This window comes from Paeniglutamicibacter sp. (genome assembly GCF_046714615.1).
Lineage (GTDB): Bacteria > Actinomycetota > Actinomycetes > Actinomycetales > Micrococcaceae > Paeniglutamicibacter.
Genome location: NZ_JBKKAP010000084.1, coordinates 1 through 15,272, shown reverse-complemented (window position 1 = coordinate 15,272; position 15,272 = coordinate 1). Strand labels below are relative to the sequence as shown.

Sequence of the window (15,272 nt, the reverse complement as noted above, 5' to 3'; positions counted from 1 at the left end):
TGGGATGGATAGTCTCAATCTGACTCGGGCCATGGGGGACCGGGCTATGTCGTGAATTTGGGGAAATTACGTCATGAAGCTCTTACGCGGCAGCGCAAAACGAAAAATACTGGCAGGTGTCGCGATACTAAGTTTGGCGGCGCTTACCGCTGGCTCCGTTGTCTACGCCCAGGCGGAACGTGAAGCAGAAATTATTTCGCATTTTCCACGCGACGGATCAAAATTTGTTTCGCGGGCCGCTTCCGTGGTCGCATGGCTGGATCGCCCGATCACCCAACAGACCGGCGACCTCGACCTGCTCCTATATGACCGGCATGGATTTTCGATTGATGGTGCGCTCGAATTGGGTGTTGATCGCAGATCCATCATCTTTGAGCCGTCAAGGGCTTTGGACCCAGGAAAATATGTAGCATCGGTTCGGGACAAGGCAACAACCGTGAGCGGGCCAGCCGATCTAACTACCTGGTCATTCTCCGTGCCCGACCAAGCCCCGCTTGCGGAAGGCCCGGGCGGATCGATCCTGCTGATCCTTGATGGGGCTGGCGAATTCGCTACGAACTATTCAGAAATTTTGCGCGTTGAGGGGCTAAACACCTTTGAAACCATTTCAGTCGACGACTTAACACCAAAGATCCTTAGTGCCCACCAACTGGCAATCCTGAGTACGGGTTCCGTTGAACCCGAAAAAGAGGAAATGATCTCCGGCTGGGTCGAGAATGAAAACGGGAACCTCATTGCCATGGAACCGACCGGGAAGATCGCCGAACTTGCGGGCGTGACAAACCACGGTCCAGGAGTTGATGACGGATATGTTCATATCGACTCTGCCCAAGCGCCAGGCGAGGGAATAGTCGCCGAACCCATTCAATTCCATGGCGAATCGGGGCTGCTTGAGATGGAATACGGCACCCGCGCGATCGCCTCGCTTCAGGCCACGGCAACGGATCCCCCTGGCCCCCCGGCCATAACCTTGAAGTCGGGGAACGAAGCGCACGGCTCGGTGGCCGCTTACGCCTTCAATCTTGCCAAGTCCACGGCGCTGACCCGACAGGGAAATCCTGAATGGGCGGGTCAGGAACGAGACGGCATCGCGCCGATCAGGTCAAACGACTTGTTCTTTGGTTCCAATGGCCGCGACTACCTGGACCTGTCAAAGGCGCACGTCCCTCAGGCCGATGAACAAATGCGGCTATTTGCCAACCTGATCGGCTACATGAATCAAGACAATGGGCCGATGCCAAAGTTCTGGTATTTCCCGAAATTCTCCAAAGCGATCCTGGTCATGGCATCGGATGACCATGGCACGCCCAACGGGACCGCGACGATGTTTCAGCAGTTGGACGAGCTCAGCCCCTACGGCTGTTCCGTTGATCACTGGGAGTGTTTTCGGGCAACATCGTGGCTGACTTCAAACTCCGGGCTTAGTATCGACGCTGCCAAGAATTACTCAGACCGTGGATTCGATGTCGGCGCCCATGTCAGCACGGGCTGTGCGGACTGGAACGCCAGATCGCTGATGCTGGCATTCTCTCAATCCTTGGGCGAATTCAGGTCAAAATATCGGAACCTTCCACCTCAGACCGGAAACAGAATGCATTGCATTGCTTGGAGCGATTGGTCAACGCAGGCAACGGCCGAGCGAAGCTGGGGCATGCGCATAGACATGAATTACTACTATTGGCCCGGTGAATGGGTCCGGGGTCGATCCGGGTTCATGACCGGGTCAGGGCTTCCCATGCGCTTCAGCGACTCAAGCGGAGGCCTGGTCAATGTCTTCCAACAAGAGACACACCTGGTTGACGAAGTTTTCGTATCGAATCCGGAGGCGGTGGAACGACTCTTGGCGCGAGCAACGGGACCGGAGGGGTTCTACGGAGCGTTTGGAACCCACTACGACTTCAGCAACGAATTCGACGTTGAGCTGGTGGATATTGCCATCCGAAATTCCATTCCCATGGTTTCTGCCAAGCAACTCCTGGAGTGGACGGACGCCCGCAATGCATCGAACTTCAAGAACACGAATTGGGACCAAGGTGTGCTTTCGTTCGAACTAGACATCGACCCCGGGACCCACGGGATGCTCAGAACCATGCTTCCGACCGGTTCCGTGGACGGCTCGCTGACCGGGATCCGGTCCCGGGGAGAGGACATCACCTTCATGGTCGAAACGGTCAAGGGCGTCGAATATGCAATATTTGATGCGGCTAGTGGATCTTTCGTGGCGACCTATAAATAGCCGTGGTGCATCCGGACCAGCCCGAAAACCGTCACACGAAGAGCGGGCCCTTTACGCGGACGTCGGTTCGGCCTGGCCTTCGCGCAATTCCGGTTCCTTGCGCAGGCCGGTCAATCCGTACCAGGCAAGGTTCACTACGTGGGCGGCGACCGTTCGCTTGTCGGGGTGCCGGGCGTCGAGCCACCACTGCGCGGTCATGGCGACCATGCCCACGAGCATTTGTGCGTATATCGATCCGTCCTCGGCGCTGAACCCGCGGCGGGAAAACTCGTCGGCCAGGATGTGCTCGACCTGCTCGGTCACCTTGGTCAGCAGCGTGGAGTACGTGCCCTCGGGCTGGGACGGCGGGGCATCGCGCACCAGGATGCGGAATCCCTCGGTGCAGTCCTCTATATAGGTCAGGATCGCGAGCGCGGCTTTTTCCAGCAACACGCGCGAGGAGTCGTCACCGGAGAGCGACTCCGTGATCCGGGCCAGCAGTTCCCGGTATTCGTTGGTGACCACTTCCATGTAGAGCGCTTCCTTGGAACCAAAGTGCTCATACACGATGGGCTTGGACACGCCGGCCGCGCGGGCAATTTCCTCGATCGTGGTTCCGTCCACGCCCCGCAAGGAGAAGAGCTGGCGTGAGATATCGATCAGCTGAAGCCGTCGTTGGACTCCGGTCATTCGTGTGCGCGGGCGTGCGGTGGGGCTCATAGGCAACATGGTAAGCACAGGAGCGGCATAAACCATGCCAAGTCACGCCGGTGTGAACGGAGGATTAACGCGCCGCCGTCCCTCAAGTCGCATCCATGCCTCCAGTCGTGGCAGAATAGTTCACTGTGCCGGTGAGGCAAACTCATCGCACATTCCGCCCTGGTGTAATGGCAGCACCCCAGCCTTTGGAGCTGTGGAGTATAGGTTCGAGTCCTATGGGCGGAACGCATCACTCATTGAAAATCCCGGTGTTCTCCCGGGATAGGATGATGAGGCCTGGCCCGGCCGGTCCGGCTAGCCAAAGTACAGGGGAGTCCCAATCTTGAGCGTTCACGCCAACGCACCAGCCGCTGTCATCGTTCTCGCCGCAGGCGCAGGAACCCGAATGAAATCGGCAAAACCCAAGATCCTGCATGAAATCGGCGGCCGCTCCATGGTGGGGCACGCACTTGCCGCAGCGGAGGGACTCGAACCCGAAACGCTCGTGGCCGTGGTCCGCTTTGAACGCGAACGCGTTGTCGAGCACCTCCTGCAGATCAAGCCAAACGTCGTCATCGCAGACCAGGACGAGATCCCCGGCACCGGACGAGCCGTTCAATTGGGCCTCGAGAAGCTGGATCCTGCACTTGAAGGCACCATCGTGGTCACCTACGGCGATGTTCCGCTGCTGACCACCGAGCTGTTGTCCGAACTGGTTGCAACGCACGATTCCGAAGGCAACGCAGTCACTGTGCTCACCGCACTGCTTGAGGACGCCACCGGATACGGTCGCATCCTGCGCGCCGAGGACGGAACGGTTACCGGCATCCGCGAACACAAGGATGCCAGCGACGAAGAACGCGCAATCCGCGAAGTGAACTCCGGCATCTATGCATTTGACGCGGAGGTCCTGCGCTCGGCACTGGCCGAGGTCACCACCGACAATGCGCAGGGCGAAATGTACCTCACCGACGTGCTGGGCATTGCCCGGTCCGCCGGGGGCCGCGTCGCGGCCGTCGTCACCGAGGACGCCTGGCAGGTCGAAGGCGCCAACGACCGCGTCCAACTTGCCGCGCTCGGCAAGGAAATGAACCGCCGCATCCTGGAAAAGTGGATGCGCGCCGGGGTCAGCATCATCGACCCGGACAGCACCTGGATCGATGTCGAGGTCGCCCTGTCCAACGACGTGACCATCAAGCCGGGAACGCAGCTGCATGGGACCACCGCCATCGGCACCGATGCCGTCGTGGGCCCGGACACCACGCTGACCAACACCCAGGTCGGCCGCGGCGCCAAGATTGTGCGCTCGGATGTCACCGACTCCATCATTGCCGAAGGCTCATCGGTCGGCCCCTTCGCCTACCTGCGCCCGAAGACCAACCTCGGCCCGGACGCCAAGATAGGCGCCTTCTACGAAACCAAGAACATCGTCGTTGGCCGTGGTTCCAAGCTCTCGCACCTGGGCTATGCCGGGGATGCCGAAATCGGCGAATACACCAACATCGGCTGTGGCAACATCACGGCCAATTACGACGGCGTCAACAAGCACCGCACCGTCATTGGGTCGCACGTACGCACCGCCTCGAACACCGTGTTTGTTGCCCCCGTGAGCATCGGGGACGGCGCATACACGGGAGCGGGTGCCATTGTACGCAAAAACGTTCCGGCGGGGGCCCTTGCGCTTTCCGTGGCTCCGCAGCGCAATACGGAGGGCTGGACGATTTCCAAGCGTCCCGGTTCCCCTGCCGCGGAAGCCGCATTCAAGTCCGCATTGGATTCCGGCGTAGCCGCCGAATCCGCGGACAAGGTCAAGTAACCCTCCACATCATTTCCGATCCCCGTCTGAGCGAGAAAGCGATCCCATGAGCGAACTGAGCCATACCGTCGATAAGAAGCTGGTGCTGGCTTCCGGGCGTGCCCACCCCGAGCTGGCCGAAGAGGTGGCAGCGGCCCTTGGGACCGAGCTGCTTCCGATGAGTGCCTACGACTTCGCCAACGGCGAGATCTACGTCCGCTCCGGCGAGTCCGTGCGAGGCAAGGATGTCTTTGTCATCCAGGCCCATCCGGCGCCGCTGAACAACTGGCTCATGGAGCAGCTGATCATGGTTGATTCCATGAAGCGTGCCTCGGCCCGGCGAGTCACCGTGGTGGCCCCGTTCTACCCGTACGCGCGCCAGGACAAGAAGGGCCGCGGCCGCGAGCCGATCTCGGCCCGACTGGTGGCGGACATGTTCAAAGTGGCTGGTGCCGACCGAATCATGAGCGTTGACCTGCACACCGCGCAGATCCAGGGCTTCTTCGACGGCCCCGTCGACCACCTCTTCGCCATCCCGTTGCTGGCCGAACACATCCGCAAGGTCGTCGGCGACGACCCGGTCACCGTGGTTTCCCCCGACACCGGGCGCGTCCGCGTTGCCGAGCAGTGGGCCGAACGCCTCGGCGGCGCGCCGCTGGCCTTCGTGCACAAGTCCCGCGACCTGACCGTCCCGAACCAGGCCGTTTCCAAGACCGTCGTCGGCCAGGTCAAGGGCCGCACCTGCGTCATGATCGACGACATGATCGACACCGGCGGAACCATTGCCGGTGCCGTGAAGGTGCTGAAGGACGCCGGCGCCAAGGACGTCATCATTGCCGCCACGCATGCGGTGTTCTCCGACCCCGCCGCGCAGCGCCTGTCCGAATCCGGTGCCCGCGAGGTCGTGGTGACCAACACCCTGCCGATCCCCGAGTCCAAGCGTTTCGACACCTTGACCGTGCTTTCGATCGCACCCCTGCTGGCCCGCGCCATCAAGGAAGTCTTCGAGGACGGCTCGGTCACCAGCCTCTTCGACGGCGACGCCTAGAAACCCGTCCCACGGGACATCGGTTTGATGTCGGGCCCCGCTGCCGCTCCCTCACGGGAGCCGCCGCGGGGCCCGTTTCCGTACGGGGCCCAATTCGGTTGATCGCCGGCGATTTCCGTCCGGCGCCCGGGCCCTGCTAAAATATCTACTTGTGCCCAGGCGAGGGAACCCCATGCAAATGGGGGTCCGTTATCGACGAGGCTAGAAACGCACTACGCGTCCTTCTCCTGAGAGGGAATCGGATGATGTTGCTTCTAGGCCCGAGCGGGGCAAGAACCAATCAATCATCTTCCTCAAGGAGAACACCATGAGCAACATCATCACGCTTGACGGCGAACTGCGCACCGACTTCGGCAAGGGCGCCGCCCGCCAGGCCCGCCGCGCCGGCAAGATCCCTGCAGTCATCTACGGCCACGGCACCGATCCGGTCCGCGTCCTGCTGCCGGCCGCCGCAACCACCCTCGCAGTCCGTGGCTCCAACGCCCTGCTGAACATCTCGGTCGAGGGCGAAGACACCATCACCCTGGTGAAGGACATCCAGCGCCACGCACTGCGCCAGACCGTTGACCACCTTGACCTCCTGATCGTCAAGAAGGGCGAAAAGGTCATCGTTGAGGTTTCCGTCCAGATCCAGGGCGAACTCATCGCCGGCGCCACCCTTTCCCTGGACCACGCGGTCATCGCCGTCGAGGCCGAGGCAGTCGCCCTTCCGGAGAACGTTGTGGCCAACGTCACCGGCCTGGCTGCAGGAACCCAGATCCTGGCTTCGGACCTGATCCTGCCGGAAGGCACCGCACTGGCCATCGAAGGCAACGTCGTCATTGCAACCGTCGACGCCGCAGTTGCGGAAGAGGAATCGGCAGCTTCCGCCGAGTAGTCACTTGATATTGGTTGTCGCATGACTAGCGATACCTGGCTCGTAGCCGGGCTCGGAAACCCCGGGCCCGGCTACGCGCATAACAGGCACAACGTTGGCCAGATGGTCGTTGACGAGCTTGCCTCCCGCATCGGGGGAAAGTTCAAGACCCATGGCTCCCGGGCGCAGATCCTCGAGGGACGCATGGGCATCGGGGGACCCAGACTCGTTCTGGCGAAGCCAATGACCTACATGAATCTCTCGGGCGGTCCCGTTGCCAATTTGGCCAAGTTCTTTGGCATCGATCCCGCACACGTCATTGCAGTGCACGACGAGATTGACATCCCCTTTGACACCGTAAGGCTCAAGCTCGGCGGCGGCGAGGGTGGCCACAACGGGCTGCGTGATATTTCCAAGGCCCTGGGGACCAAGGACTACCTGCGGGTGCGGGTGGGTGTGGGACGGCCTCCCGGCCGCATGGAAACCGCGGATTACGTGCTGAAGGACTTCTCGAAGGACGAAAAGAATTCCCTCCCATTCCTGACCGACGCGGCGGCCGACGCCGTGGAGGAACTGATGAACCACGGGCTGGAAACGGCGCAGCGCAAGTTTCATGATTCGTAACAACGCCTGAGTTGCTTCACGCTGAAACCGTCCGATCGCCGTTCGGGTGTGTTGGCGATTGTTCCCTCAAGAGGTTTGCGATTTGTTCAACAATCGCGCGCCTCGTACAATGATCACGTGCCAGTTTGGCCCCAAGACCAGGGGCCGGTAGCAGGCGGCCTCCGAGACTGGGCCACCCCCATCCCGCTACCGGCCCCTTTTTTGTGCCAATTTCCAGGGCATTGCCAAATTGGTAAGGGTTGACTTATGTGCCACGGCGGCCCGAACGTGGGAGAATTAGCGAAGTAAATGATGCCGTAATCACCTATCGCCCGATGGAACAAGCCGCACACTGCGCGGCGGAGAGCTGTTGCGGCGAAGTCGGCATGAAACGAACTTCGGAGGATCCCAACGTGTCCAGTGCATTGCCCACGACGCAAGATACCCTTCCCAAGGCCTTGGACGACATCGAGGTCGCGCGGTTGCGGGCAGACTTCCCCATCCTGGGTCGCAACGTCAACGGTGCGCCGCTGACCTATTTGGATTCCGGGGCCACCTCGCAAAAGCCCAGCTGCGTGTACGAGGCCGAGCAGCACTTCTACGAGAACTTCAATGCGGCGGTCCACCGCGGTGCCCACTCCCTGGCGGTCGAGGCCACCGATATCTTCGAACAGGCCCGCACCGATGTTGCAGGCTTCATTGGCGCCAAGGACAACGAGGTCGTGTGGACCTCAAACGCCACCGAGGCGCTGAACCTCATCGCGTACTCCTTCGGCAATGCCAGCGCCGGCCTCGGCGGGGAAGCCGCACGCGCCTTCGCGCTGGGTGCGGGGGACGAAATCGTTGTCACCGAGCTTGAGCACCATGCCAACCTGATTCCTTGGCAGGAACTGGCGCTGCGCACCGGCGCGACGCTCAAATACATTCCCGTCGACGAGTCCGGGGCCCTGCGCATGGACCTGGCCGACTCGATCATCACCCCGGCCACCAAGATCGTGGCCTTCACCCACGTCTCCAACGTGCTGGGCACCGTGACCGACGTGGCGGCGCTGGTGGCCCTTGCCCGCAACGTGGGCGCGCTGACGGTCCTCGACGGCTGCCAGTCGGTCCCGCACCTGCCCGTTGACGTCAAGGCGCTCGACGTGGACTTCATGGCGTTCTCCGGTCACAAGATGCTCGGCCCCACGGGGATCGGCGGACTCTACGGCCGCGCCGGACTGCTCGACGCCATGCCGCCCTTCCTGACCGGCGGTTCCATGATCACCTCGGTGACCATGGAGAAAGCCGAGTACCTGCCCGCCCCGATGCGCTTTGAGGCCGGCACCCAAAGGATTTCGCAGGCCCACGGGCTGGCCACCGCAGTGTCCTACCTGCGCGAAGTGGGCATGGACCGCATCGCGGCCTGGGAAGAGCACCTGGGGGCCCGCATGCTCGCCGGCCTGGGAACCATCGCCGGGGTGCGCGTACTGGGTCCGGCCCAAGGAGCCGCGCGCATCGGCACCGCACCCTTCGTAGTTGAAGGCGTGCACCCGCATGACGTGGGCCAGTTCCTGGATTCGCGCGGCATTGCGGTGCGCGTGGGACACCACTGCGCCCAACCGCTGCACCGGGCCCTGGGCGTCGTCTCCAGCACCCGGGCCAGCACCTACCTTTACAACACCACCAGCGACGTCGATGCCCTGCTCAATGCGGTGTCGGACGTGCGCGGATACTTCGGAGTCGGCAAGTGAACGATCTGGACCAGCTGTACCAACAAATCATTCTGGACCATGCCAAGGCCCGGCACGGCGCCGGGCTGCTCGAGGCACCTCAGGGCGTGGCCCATGGTGAATCGATGCAGCACAACCCCGTGTGCGGCGACCATATCCAGCTGCGCGTCCAGCTTGAGGGAAGCCTCGTGAAGAACGTTTCCTGGGAGGGAGACGGCTGCTCGATCTCCATGGCGTCGGCCTCGGTGCTCAGCGAACTGGCCACCGGGATCGAACGCGACGAGTTCATGGCCATCCTGGACGAATTCCGCGAGCTGATGCGCTCGCGTGGTTCCCGTGCCGGGGACGAAGAGATCCTGGGTGACGGCGCCGCCTTTGCCGGCGTCTCCAAGTTTCCTGCCCGGGTCAAGTGCGCCATGCTCTCCTGGGTGGCCGCGGAAGCAGCGCTGCTGGCGGCCAACGAGTAGGACTCGCGGCCCCACAACCGAAAGAGCCGGACTGGCTTGCCCCGTGAATTCCCGGGGCAAGCCAGTCCGGCTCTCTGTGTATGCCGTGGACCCGCTAGCCGTTGTTTTCCGGCTTCTGGAAGATGTCCGGGATGCCGTCACTGTCGTTGTCCAGGGCGGCACGTTCATTCACCAAGCGGTAGCGGCGGTCACGCGGCCGCAGCCAGATCGTCCCGAGGATCGCGGCCAGCAAGGAACCCGTCAGGATCGCGACCTTGGCGTGGTCGTAGTGTGGCGAGGCCAGGCCGAAGGACAGCTCGGAGACCAGCAGCGACACGGTGAAGCCGATGCCCGCCAGGAACGTCACGCCCAAGAGGTCGCCCCACTTGGTGTCGGGATCCAGGTTTGCCTTCGACGATCGGGTGACCAGCCACGTGGCGCCCAAGATACCAATGGGCTTGCCGAAGACCAGGCCGAAGACAATGCCCCAGAGCACCGGGTCGCCCAGAGCCGAGGCGAAGCCCTCGGCGCCGCCGACGGCCACGCCGGCCGAGAAGAACGCAAAGACCGGGACGCAGAAACCGCTGGAGAGCGGGCGGAAGCGGTGCTCGAATTGCTCGGCCAGGCCGGGCTTGTCGATTTCGTGCTTGTTCTTGCGCAGCACCGGGACACAGAAGCCCAGGACGACGCCGGCAATGGTCGAGTGGATGCCCGAGCCGAAGACCAGCGCCCAGCTCGCGATGCCCAGCGGCAGCAGGATGACCCAGGGTGCCCAGAGGTTCGCGGCAAAGAACCTCGGCCACATGTGGGTGAGGAAGGCGTAGATGGCGATGGGCACGATCGCCATCAGGAGGTACGGCGGGCGCAGGTCATCGGTGAAGACGAAGGCGATGATGACAATGGCAATCAGGTCGTCGACCACTGCGAGCGTCAGCAGGAAGATGCGTAGCGGGGAGGGAAGGTTCGACCCGATGACTGCCAACACGGCTACGGCAAAGGCGATGTCTGTGGCGGTGGGGATGGCCCAGCCGCGCAGGGTTTCCCCGCCGGTGGAGGCATTCAGGGCGGCAAAGATCAGCGCCGGCACCAGCACGCCGCCAAAGGCGGCTGTCACCGGGACGATGGCGCGTTTCATGTCGCGCAGGTCCCCGGCCACGAATTCCTTCTTCAGCTCCAGGCCGACCAGGAAGAAGAACACCGCCAGCAGCCCGTCGGCGGCCCAATGGCCCAGCGAAAGGTCCAGATCGATGCCCCCGAGCTGGAAACCGATGTGGAAGTCACGAAGGGCGAAGTAGCTGTCTGCCGCCGGCGAATTGGCCCAGACCAGCGCAACGATGGCGCCAATGATCAGGACGAGTCCGCCAACTGTCTCCTTGCGCAGGATCTCCCCGATGCGCAGGGACTCGCCGTAACTGCCTGGGCCGAAAACCGTCTTGGGTTTCGGCGTGGGTGTGGGGGTTTGGTTCATTGTCATCTTCAATTCTTTTCGGGGACGCTGAAGTTATCGCCGACCAGACTTCCCGGCACACCAGAAACCACCCTAACGCCTAACCGTGTCCCGGTGCACATTCCGCGGCCGTATGACGACTGCGGCCCGCCCCGCCAAAAAAGACAAGGACCGGCACGGGGTATGCCGCTTCGGGCATGGCACGTGCCGGTCCTGTCGTGAGTCCGGGTGCCCGTCGCAACCGCGGCGGGTGAAGCTCCGGTAATTAGCCGCGTTCGATCCAGGACGAGACCTTGGCTCCCTGCAACGAGAGCGCCTTGGAGATGAACGGCTCGGCGGCCGAGGCAATCTTTCCGCCCACGAACGGAATGGAGGAGGACACAGTGGCCTCCACGCCGAGGGCCGAGCCGGCCTCGGTGGCCCGCAGCGACTCGGTGCCCGACACCGATACCGGCAGCGAACCGACGGTGACCTTCAAGGTGGCCTCGCGCGAGCCGTCGGCGGCCGGGGCCGACCAGGACTCGATCTGGGTGACCTCCACGGACTGGCCCACGAACTTGCGGGCGATTTCCGGGGCGCGGTCGGTGGGCAGGGCGCGGACGGTGGTCAGCGTGAAGGCCGCGGCGGTGTCGCCGGAAACCTCGAAGCTCTTGAGCTCTCCGCCGACCAGGCCGGTCAGGTGCTCGGCGAAGTCGCGATCGGCAAGCGTGGCGATGACGGCGTCGGGGGCGTGTGTCAGGTCTGTGGTGGCGTTAAGGGCCATGGGGCAAGACTCCGTAAATTAGATTGGCCGAGCCAATGTTGATGCAACCCCACCAGCGTACCGGGCTTGCATGTATGCGGCGGTACGCTTGGAGGGCGCACCCCGGGACCCGGCATGGATCTCGGGTACTTGTGTTGTGCGCGCATCAGTCTTCGGAAAGGACCCCAGCCGATGGCGCTTCACGGCCTGCGCACCGCATTGCGAACCGACACCTCCTTTTCCCGCGTCAGATCCAATGCAGCAACCGGGTACGCGGCCCGCGCCAACGAGCTGGAGATCGCCGCCCCGGCCGGGATGCGCGCCGTCATCACCGCCGAGACCGTCGAGGCGCTGCGCTCCAAGGTCGCCGACGGGCTCGTGCTGGCGGTGACCGCCACCGGCCGCGAGACCGAGGAATTGGTCGCCGCCCTGCACAGCTACCTCCCGGAGACTGCCGTGGCGGAGTTCCCCTCCTGGGAAACGCTGCCCCACGAGCGGCTCTCCCCGCGTTCGGACACCGTGGGCCGGCGCCTGCACGTGCTGCGCCGGCTGGAAACGGGGGACCCGTCCCTGCAGGTCATCGTGGCACCGATCCGCGCGGTCATCCAGCCCCTGGTCGCCGGCCTGGGCAAGCTGGAACCCGTGGAGCTGAAGGTCGGGGACGAGTACGAGTTCTCCGCCGTGGTCAGGGCGCTGGCCGATGCCGCCTATGCGCGCGTGGACATGGTCACCCACCGCGGCGAGTTCGCCGTGCGCGGCGGCATCCTGGATGTCTTCCCGCCCACCCTGAACCACCCGGTGCGCATCGACTTCTTTGGCGACGAGATCGAGGCCATGCGCTTCTTCTCCATTGCCGACCAGCGTTCGCTGGAGCACGAGGCGCCCACCCGGATCCAGGCCCCGCCCTGCCGCGAGCTGCTGATCACCCCCTCGGTGATGTCGCGGGCCGCGAAGCTGCAGGCGCAGATGCCCGCCGCGCGCGACATGCTTGCCAAGATCGCCGGCGGCCTGGCCGTCGAGGGCATGGAATCCCTGGCCCCGCTGCTGGTCGATGCCATGGTGCCGCTGCTCTCGGCGCTGCCGGCCGAATCCATCGCCCTGGTCATGGAGCCCGAGCGGGTCCGTGCCCGCGCGCATGACCTGGAGGCCACGAACGCCGAGTTCCTGGCCGCGGCCTGGGCCACCGCCTCCGACGGCGGGGCCGCGCCCCTTGACCTGTCCCAGGCCCAGGCGCAGGCCGCCGCGGCGGAGCTGGAGGCCGGGAACTTCACCTCCCTGGCGACCACCCGCGCCGACGCGCAGGCGGCCACGGTCTCTTGGTGGTCGGTGACCTCGCTGGGCGCCGACGCCGAGCTGCTGCCCGAGGCCGACTCGATCCGCCTCGATGCCCGCGAACCGCGCGGCTACCAGGGGGATGTGGCCGAGATGCTCGGGTTCATTTCCGGGCGCATCAAGGACGACTGGTCCATCGTGGTGGCCACCGACGGGCCCGGCCCCGCCCAGCGCCTGGCCGAGCTCTTCCACGACGCCGACATTCCCACCCACCGCATCGCCTCCCTCGATGAGATGCCTACCCCCGGGCTCATCGAGATCACCACGGCGCAGGCCGGGCGCGGGTTTGCGCTCGATTCACTGAAGCTCGGCTTCCTCACCGAGGCGGACCTCTTGGGCCGCTCCAGCGCCTACGCCCCGAGCGGGGCCAAGCGGCTGGCAGCCAAGCGGCGCAATGCCGTTGACCCGATGACCCTCACCGAGGGCGACTATGTGGTGCACGAGCAGCACGGCATTGCCAGGTTCGTGGAGCTGATCGCCCGCAAGGTCGCCGGCGGGGCCGACGCCAAGCGCGAATACCTGGTCCTGGAGTACGCGCCGGCCAAGCGCGGCGCCCCGGGGGACAAGCTCTTCGTGCCCACCGACCAGCTGGACCAGGTCACCCGCTATGTCGGCGGCGAGGCCCCGACGCTGTCCAAGATGGGCGGCTCGGACTGGGCAGGCACCAAGTCCAGGGCGCGCAAGGCCGTCAAGGAGATCGCCGGGGACCTGATCCGGCTCTACTCCGCCCGCATGGCCTCCCGCGGGCATTCCTTCTCCAAGGACACCCCCTGGCAGTCGGAACTGGAGGAAGCCTTCGCCTACGTGGAGACCCCGGACCAGCTGACCACCATCAACGAGGTCAAGGCCGACATGGAGCGCGAGATCCCGATGGACCGACTGGTCTCCGGCGACGTCGGCTTCGGCAAGACGGAGATCGCGGTGCGTGCCGCGTTCAAGGCGGTGCAGGACTCCAAGCAGGTTGCGGTGCTGGTGCCCACCACGCTGCTGGCATCCCAGCACCAGCAGACCTTCACCGAGCGCTACTCGGGCTTCCCGGTGCGCGTGAAGACGCTTTCGCGCTTCCAGAGCGCCAAGGAGTCCAAGGACATCATCGAGGGCCTGAAGAACGGCACCGTCGACGTGGTCATCGGCACCCACCGGCTCCTCTCGGCCGACGTGAAGTTCCGCAACCTGGGCCTGCTGGTGGTCGACGAGGAGCAGCGCTTCGGCGTCACCCACAAGGAGTCGATCAAGAGGATGCGGGCCGACGTCGACGTGCTCACCCTCACGGCCACGCCCATCCCCCGCACGCTGGAGATGAGCCTCACCGGCATCCGTGACCTGACGATCCTCAACACCCCGCCGGCCGAGCGCCAGCCCATCCTCACCTACGTCGGCCCCTACGACGACCGGGCCGTGGGGGAGGCGCTCCGCCGCGAGCTGCTCCGGGAGGGGCAGGTCTTCTTCGTGCACAACCGTGTCCAGTCCATCGACCGGGTGGCCGCCGAGCTGCACGAGATGGTGCCGGAGGCCCGCATCGCCGTCGCCCACGGCCAGATGGACGAGGGCCTGCTCGAGCGGGTCGTGCTGGACTTCTGGGAGGGCCAGTACGACGTGCTGGTCTGCACGACCATCATCGAGTCGGGCATCGACATGCCCACGGTGAACACCCTCGTCGTCGATCGCGCCGACCTCATGGGCCTCGGCCAGCTCCACCAGCTGCGGGGACGGGTGGGCCGCGCCGGCCAGCGGGCCTACGCCTACCTCTTCTTCCCGCCCGAGCGGGAGCTCACCGAGCAGGCCTACGAGCGGCTGAAGACGATCGGCGAGCACACCGAGCTGGGCTCCGGGTTCAAGATCGCCATGCGCGACCTCGAGATCCGGGGTGCGGGCAACCTCTTGGGCGCCAGCCAGTCCGGCCATATCGCCGCCGTGGGGTACGACCTGTACGTGCAGATGGTCAGCGAGGCGGTGGCCGAGCTCAAGGGCGAGCCTGTGCGGGAGCCGGCCGAGGTCAAGCTCGACATCCCGGTCGACGCCCACCTCCCGCCCGAATACGTGCCGGGGGGTGAGCAGCGCCTGGAGGCCTACCGCCGCCTGGCGGCCGTCACCACCCAGGCCGAGGTCGAGGACGTGGCCGCCGAGTGGCTCGACCGCTACGGACCGCTGCCCCCACCGGCCGAGGCCCTGATCTCCGTCGCCCGCCTCCGGGCCGAGTGCGTCCGGACGGGCATCCGGGAAGTCACCGTGGCCCGCAACGTCATCAGGATGTCGCCTGTGGTCTTGAAGCTCAGTGCCCAGATCCGCCTGCAGCGCCTATCGCGCAACGCGGTCTACAAGGAGGATCTCAGCCAGTTGGTGGTGCCGGTCATGCGGGGCGCCGACCCTGTCACTGCAG

At 64.4% G+C, this 15,272-nt stretch carries 11 protein-coding genes and 1 tRNA gene; 9 read left to right on the top strand and 3 right to left on the bottom strand.

Annotated features, from left to right (window positions below; all coding sequences use genetic code 11):
• Positions 1–73: 73 nt before the first annotated feature.
• Positions 74–2,236, top strand: coding sequence for an Ig-like domain-containing protein (locus tag ACLQ7E_RS10445; RefSeq protein WP_411732508.1), 2,163 nt, complete (start codon positions 74–76; stop codon positions 2,234–2,236).
• 51 nt (positions 2,237–2,287) lie between these two features.
• On the opposite strand, the gene ACLQ7E_RS10440 is transcribed toward ACLQ7E_RS10445, so the two are convergent.
• Positions 2,288–2,935 carry a TetR/AcrR family transcriptional regulator gene (locus ACLQ7E_RS10440; RefSeq protein WP_411732507.1) on the bottom strand — a complete coding sequence of 216 codons (648 nt, stop codon included), beginning with the start codon at positions 2,933–2,935 and terminating at the stop codon, positions 2,288–2,290.
• Between the two features lie 153 nt (positions 2,936–3,088).
• Here ACLQ7E_RS10440 and ACLQ7E_RS10435 point away from each other — a divergent pair.
• The 7 genes from ACLQ7E_RS10435 to sufU all read left to right on the top strand — a co-directional run bounded on the left by ACLQ7E_RS10435 (position 3,089) and on the right by sufU (position 9,392).
• Positions 3,089–3,160 (top strand) — tRNA-Gln (locus ACLQ7E_RS10435).
• A gap of 97 nt (positions 3,161–3,257) precedes the next feature.
• A complete protein-coding gene (gene glmU / locus ACLQ7E_RS10430; RefSeq protein ID WP_411732506.1) occupies positions 3,258–4,730 on the top strand; it encodes a bifunctional UDP-N-acetylglucosamine diphosphorylase/glucosamine-1-phosphate N-acetyltransferase GlmU in 1,473 nt (490 codons plus the stop codon).
• 46 nt (positions 4,731–4,776) lie between these two features.
• Positions 4,777–5,757, top strand: a complete 981-nt coding sequence (locus ACLQ7E_RS10425; protein ID WP_411732505.1) for a ribose-phosphate diphosphokinase — start codon at positions 4,777–4,779, stop codon at positions 5,755–5,757.
• A 307-nt stretch (positions 5,758–6,064) separates the two neighbouring features.
• Positions 6,065–6,634 carry a 50S ribosomal protein L25/general stress protein Ctc gene (locus tag ACLQ7E_RS10420; RefSeq protein ID WP_411732504.1) on the top strand — a complete coding sequence of 190 codons (570 nt, stop codon included), beginning with the start codon at positions 6,065–6,067 and terminating at the stop codon, positions 6,632–6,634.
• Between the two features lie 21 nt (positions 6,635–6,655).
• Complete coding sequence (pth, locus tag ACLQ7E_RS10415) at positions 6,656–7,237, top strand: aminoacyl-tRNA hydrolase (RefSeq protein WP_411732503.1); 582 nt, start codon at positions 6,656–6,658, stop codon at positions 7,235–7,237.
• A gap of 392 nt (positions 7,238–7,629) precedes the next feature.
• Positions 7,630–8,946 carry a cysteine desulfurase gene (locus tag ACLQ7E_RS10410; protein WP_411732502.1) on the top strand — a complete coding sequence of 439 codons (1,317 nt, stop codon included), beginning with the start codon at positions 7,630–7,632 and terminating at the stop codon, positions 8,944–8,946.
• A complete protein-coding gene (sufU, locus tag ACLQ7E_RS10405) occupies positions 8,943–9,392 on the top strand; it encodes a Fe-S cluster assembly sulfur transfer protein SufU (RefSeq protein WP_411732501.1) in 450 nt (149 codons plus the stop codon). The genes ACLQ7E_RS10410 and sufU overlap by 4 nt, the downstream gene beginning before the upstream one ends.
• A 94-nt stretch (positions 9,393–9,486) precedes the next feature.
• On the opposite strand, the gene nhaA is transcribed toward sufU, so the two are convergent.
• Together nhaA and ACLQ7E_RS10395 are read right to left on the bottom strand one after the other, a co-directional pair.
• Entirely contained in the window at positions 9,487–10,839 is a 1,353-nt protein-coding gene (gene nhaA, locus ACLQ7E_RS10400) for a Na+/H+ antiporter NhaA (protein ID WP_411732542.1), read from the bottom strand.
• 244 nt (positions 10,840–11,083) lie between these two features.
• Positions 11,084–11,581, bottom strand: coding sequence for a DUF2505 domain-containing protein (locus ACLQ7E_RS10395; protein WP_411732500.1), 498 nt, complete (start codon positions 11,579–11,581; stop codon positions 11,084–11,086).
• Positions 11,582–11,752: 171 nt separating this feature from the next.
• Between ACLQ7E_RS10395 and mfd the strand changes: the two genes are divergently transcribed.
• Positions 11,753–15,272, top strand: a 3,520-nt coding sequence (mfd, locus tag ACLQ7E_RS10390; RefSeq protein ID WP_411732499.1) for a transcription-repair coupling factor, incomplete at its 3' end; no start/stop codon positions are given.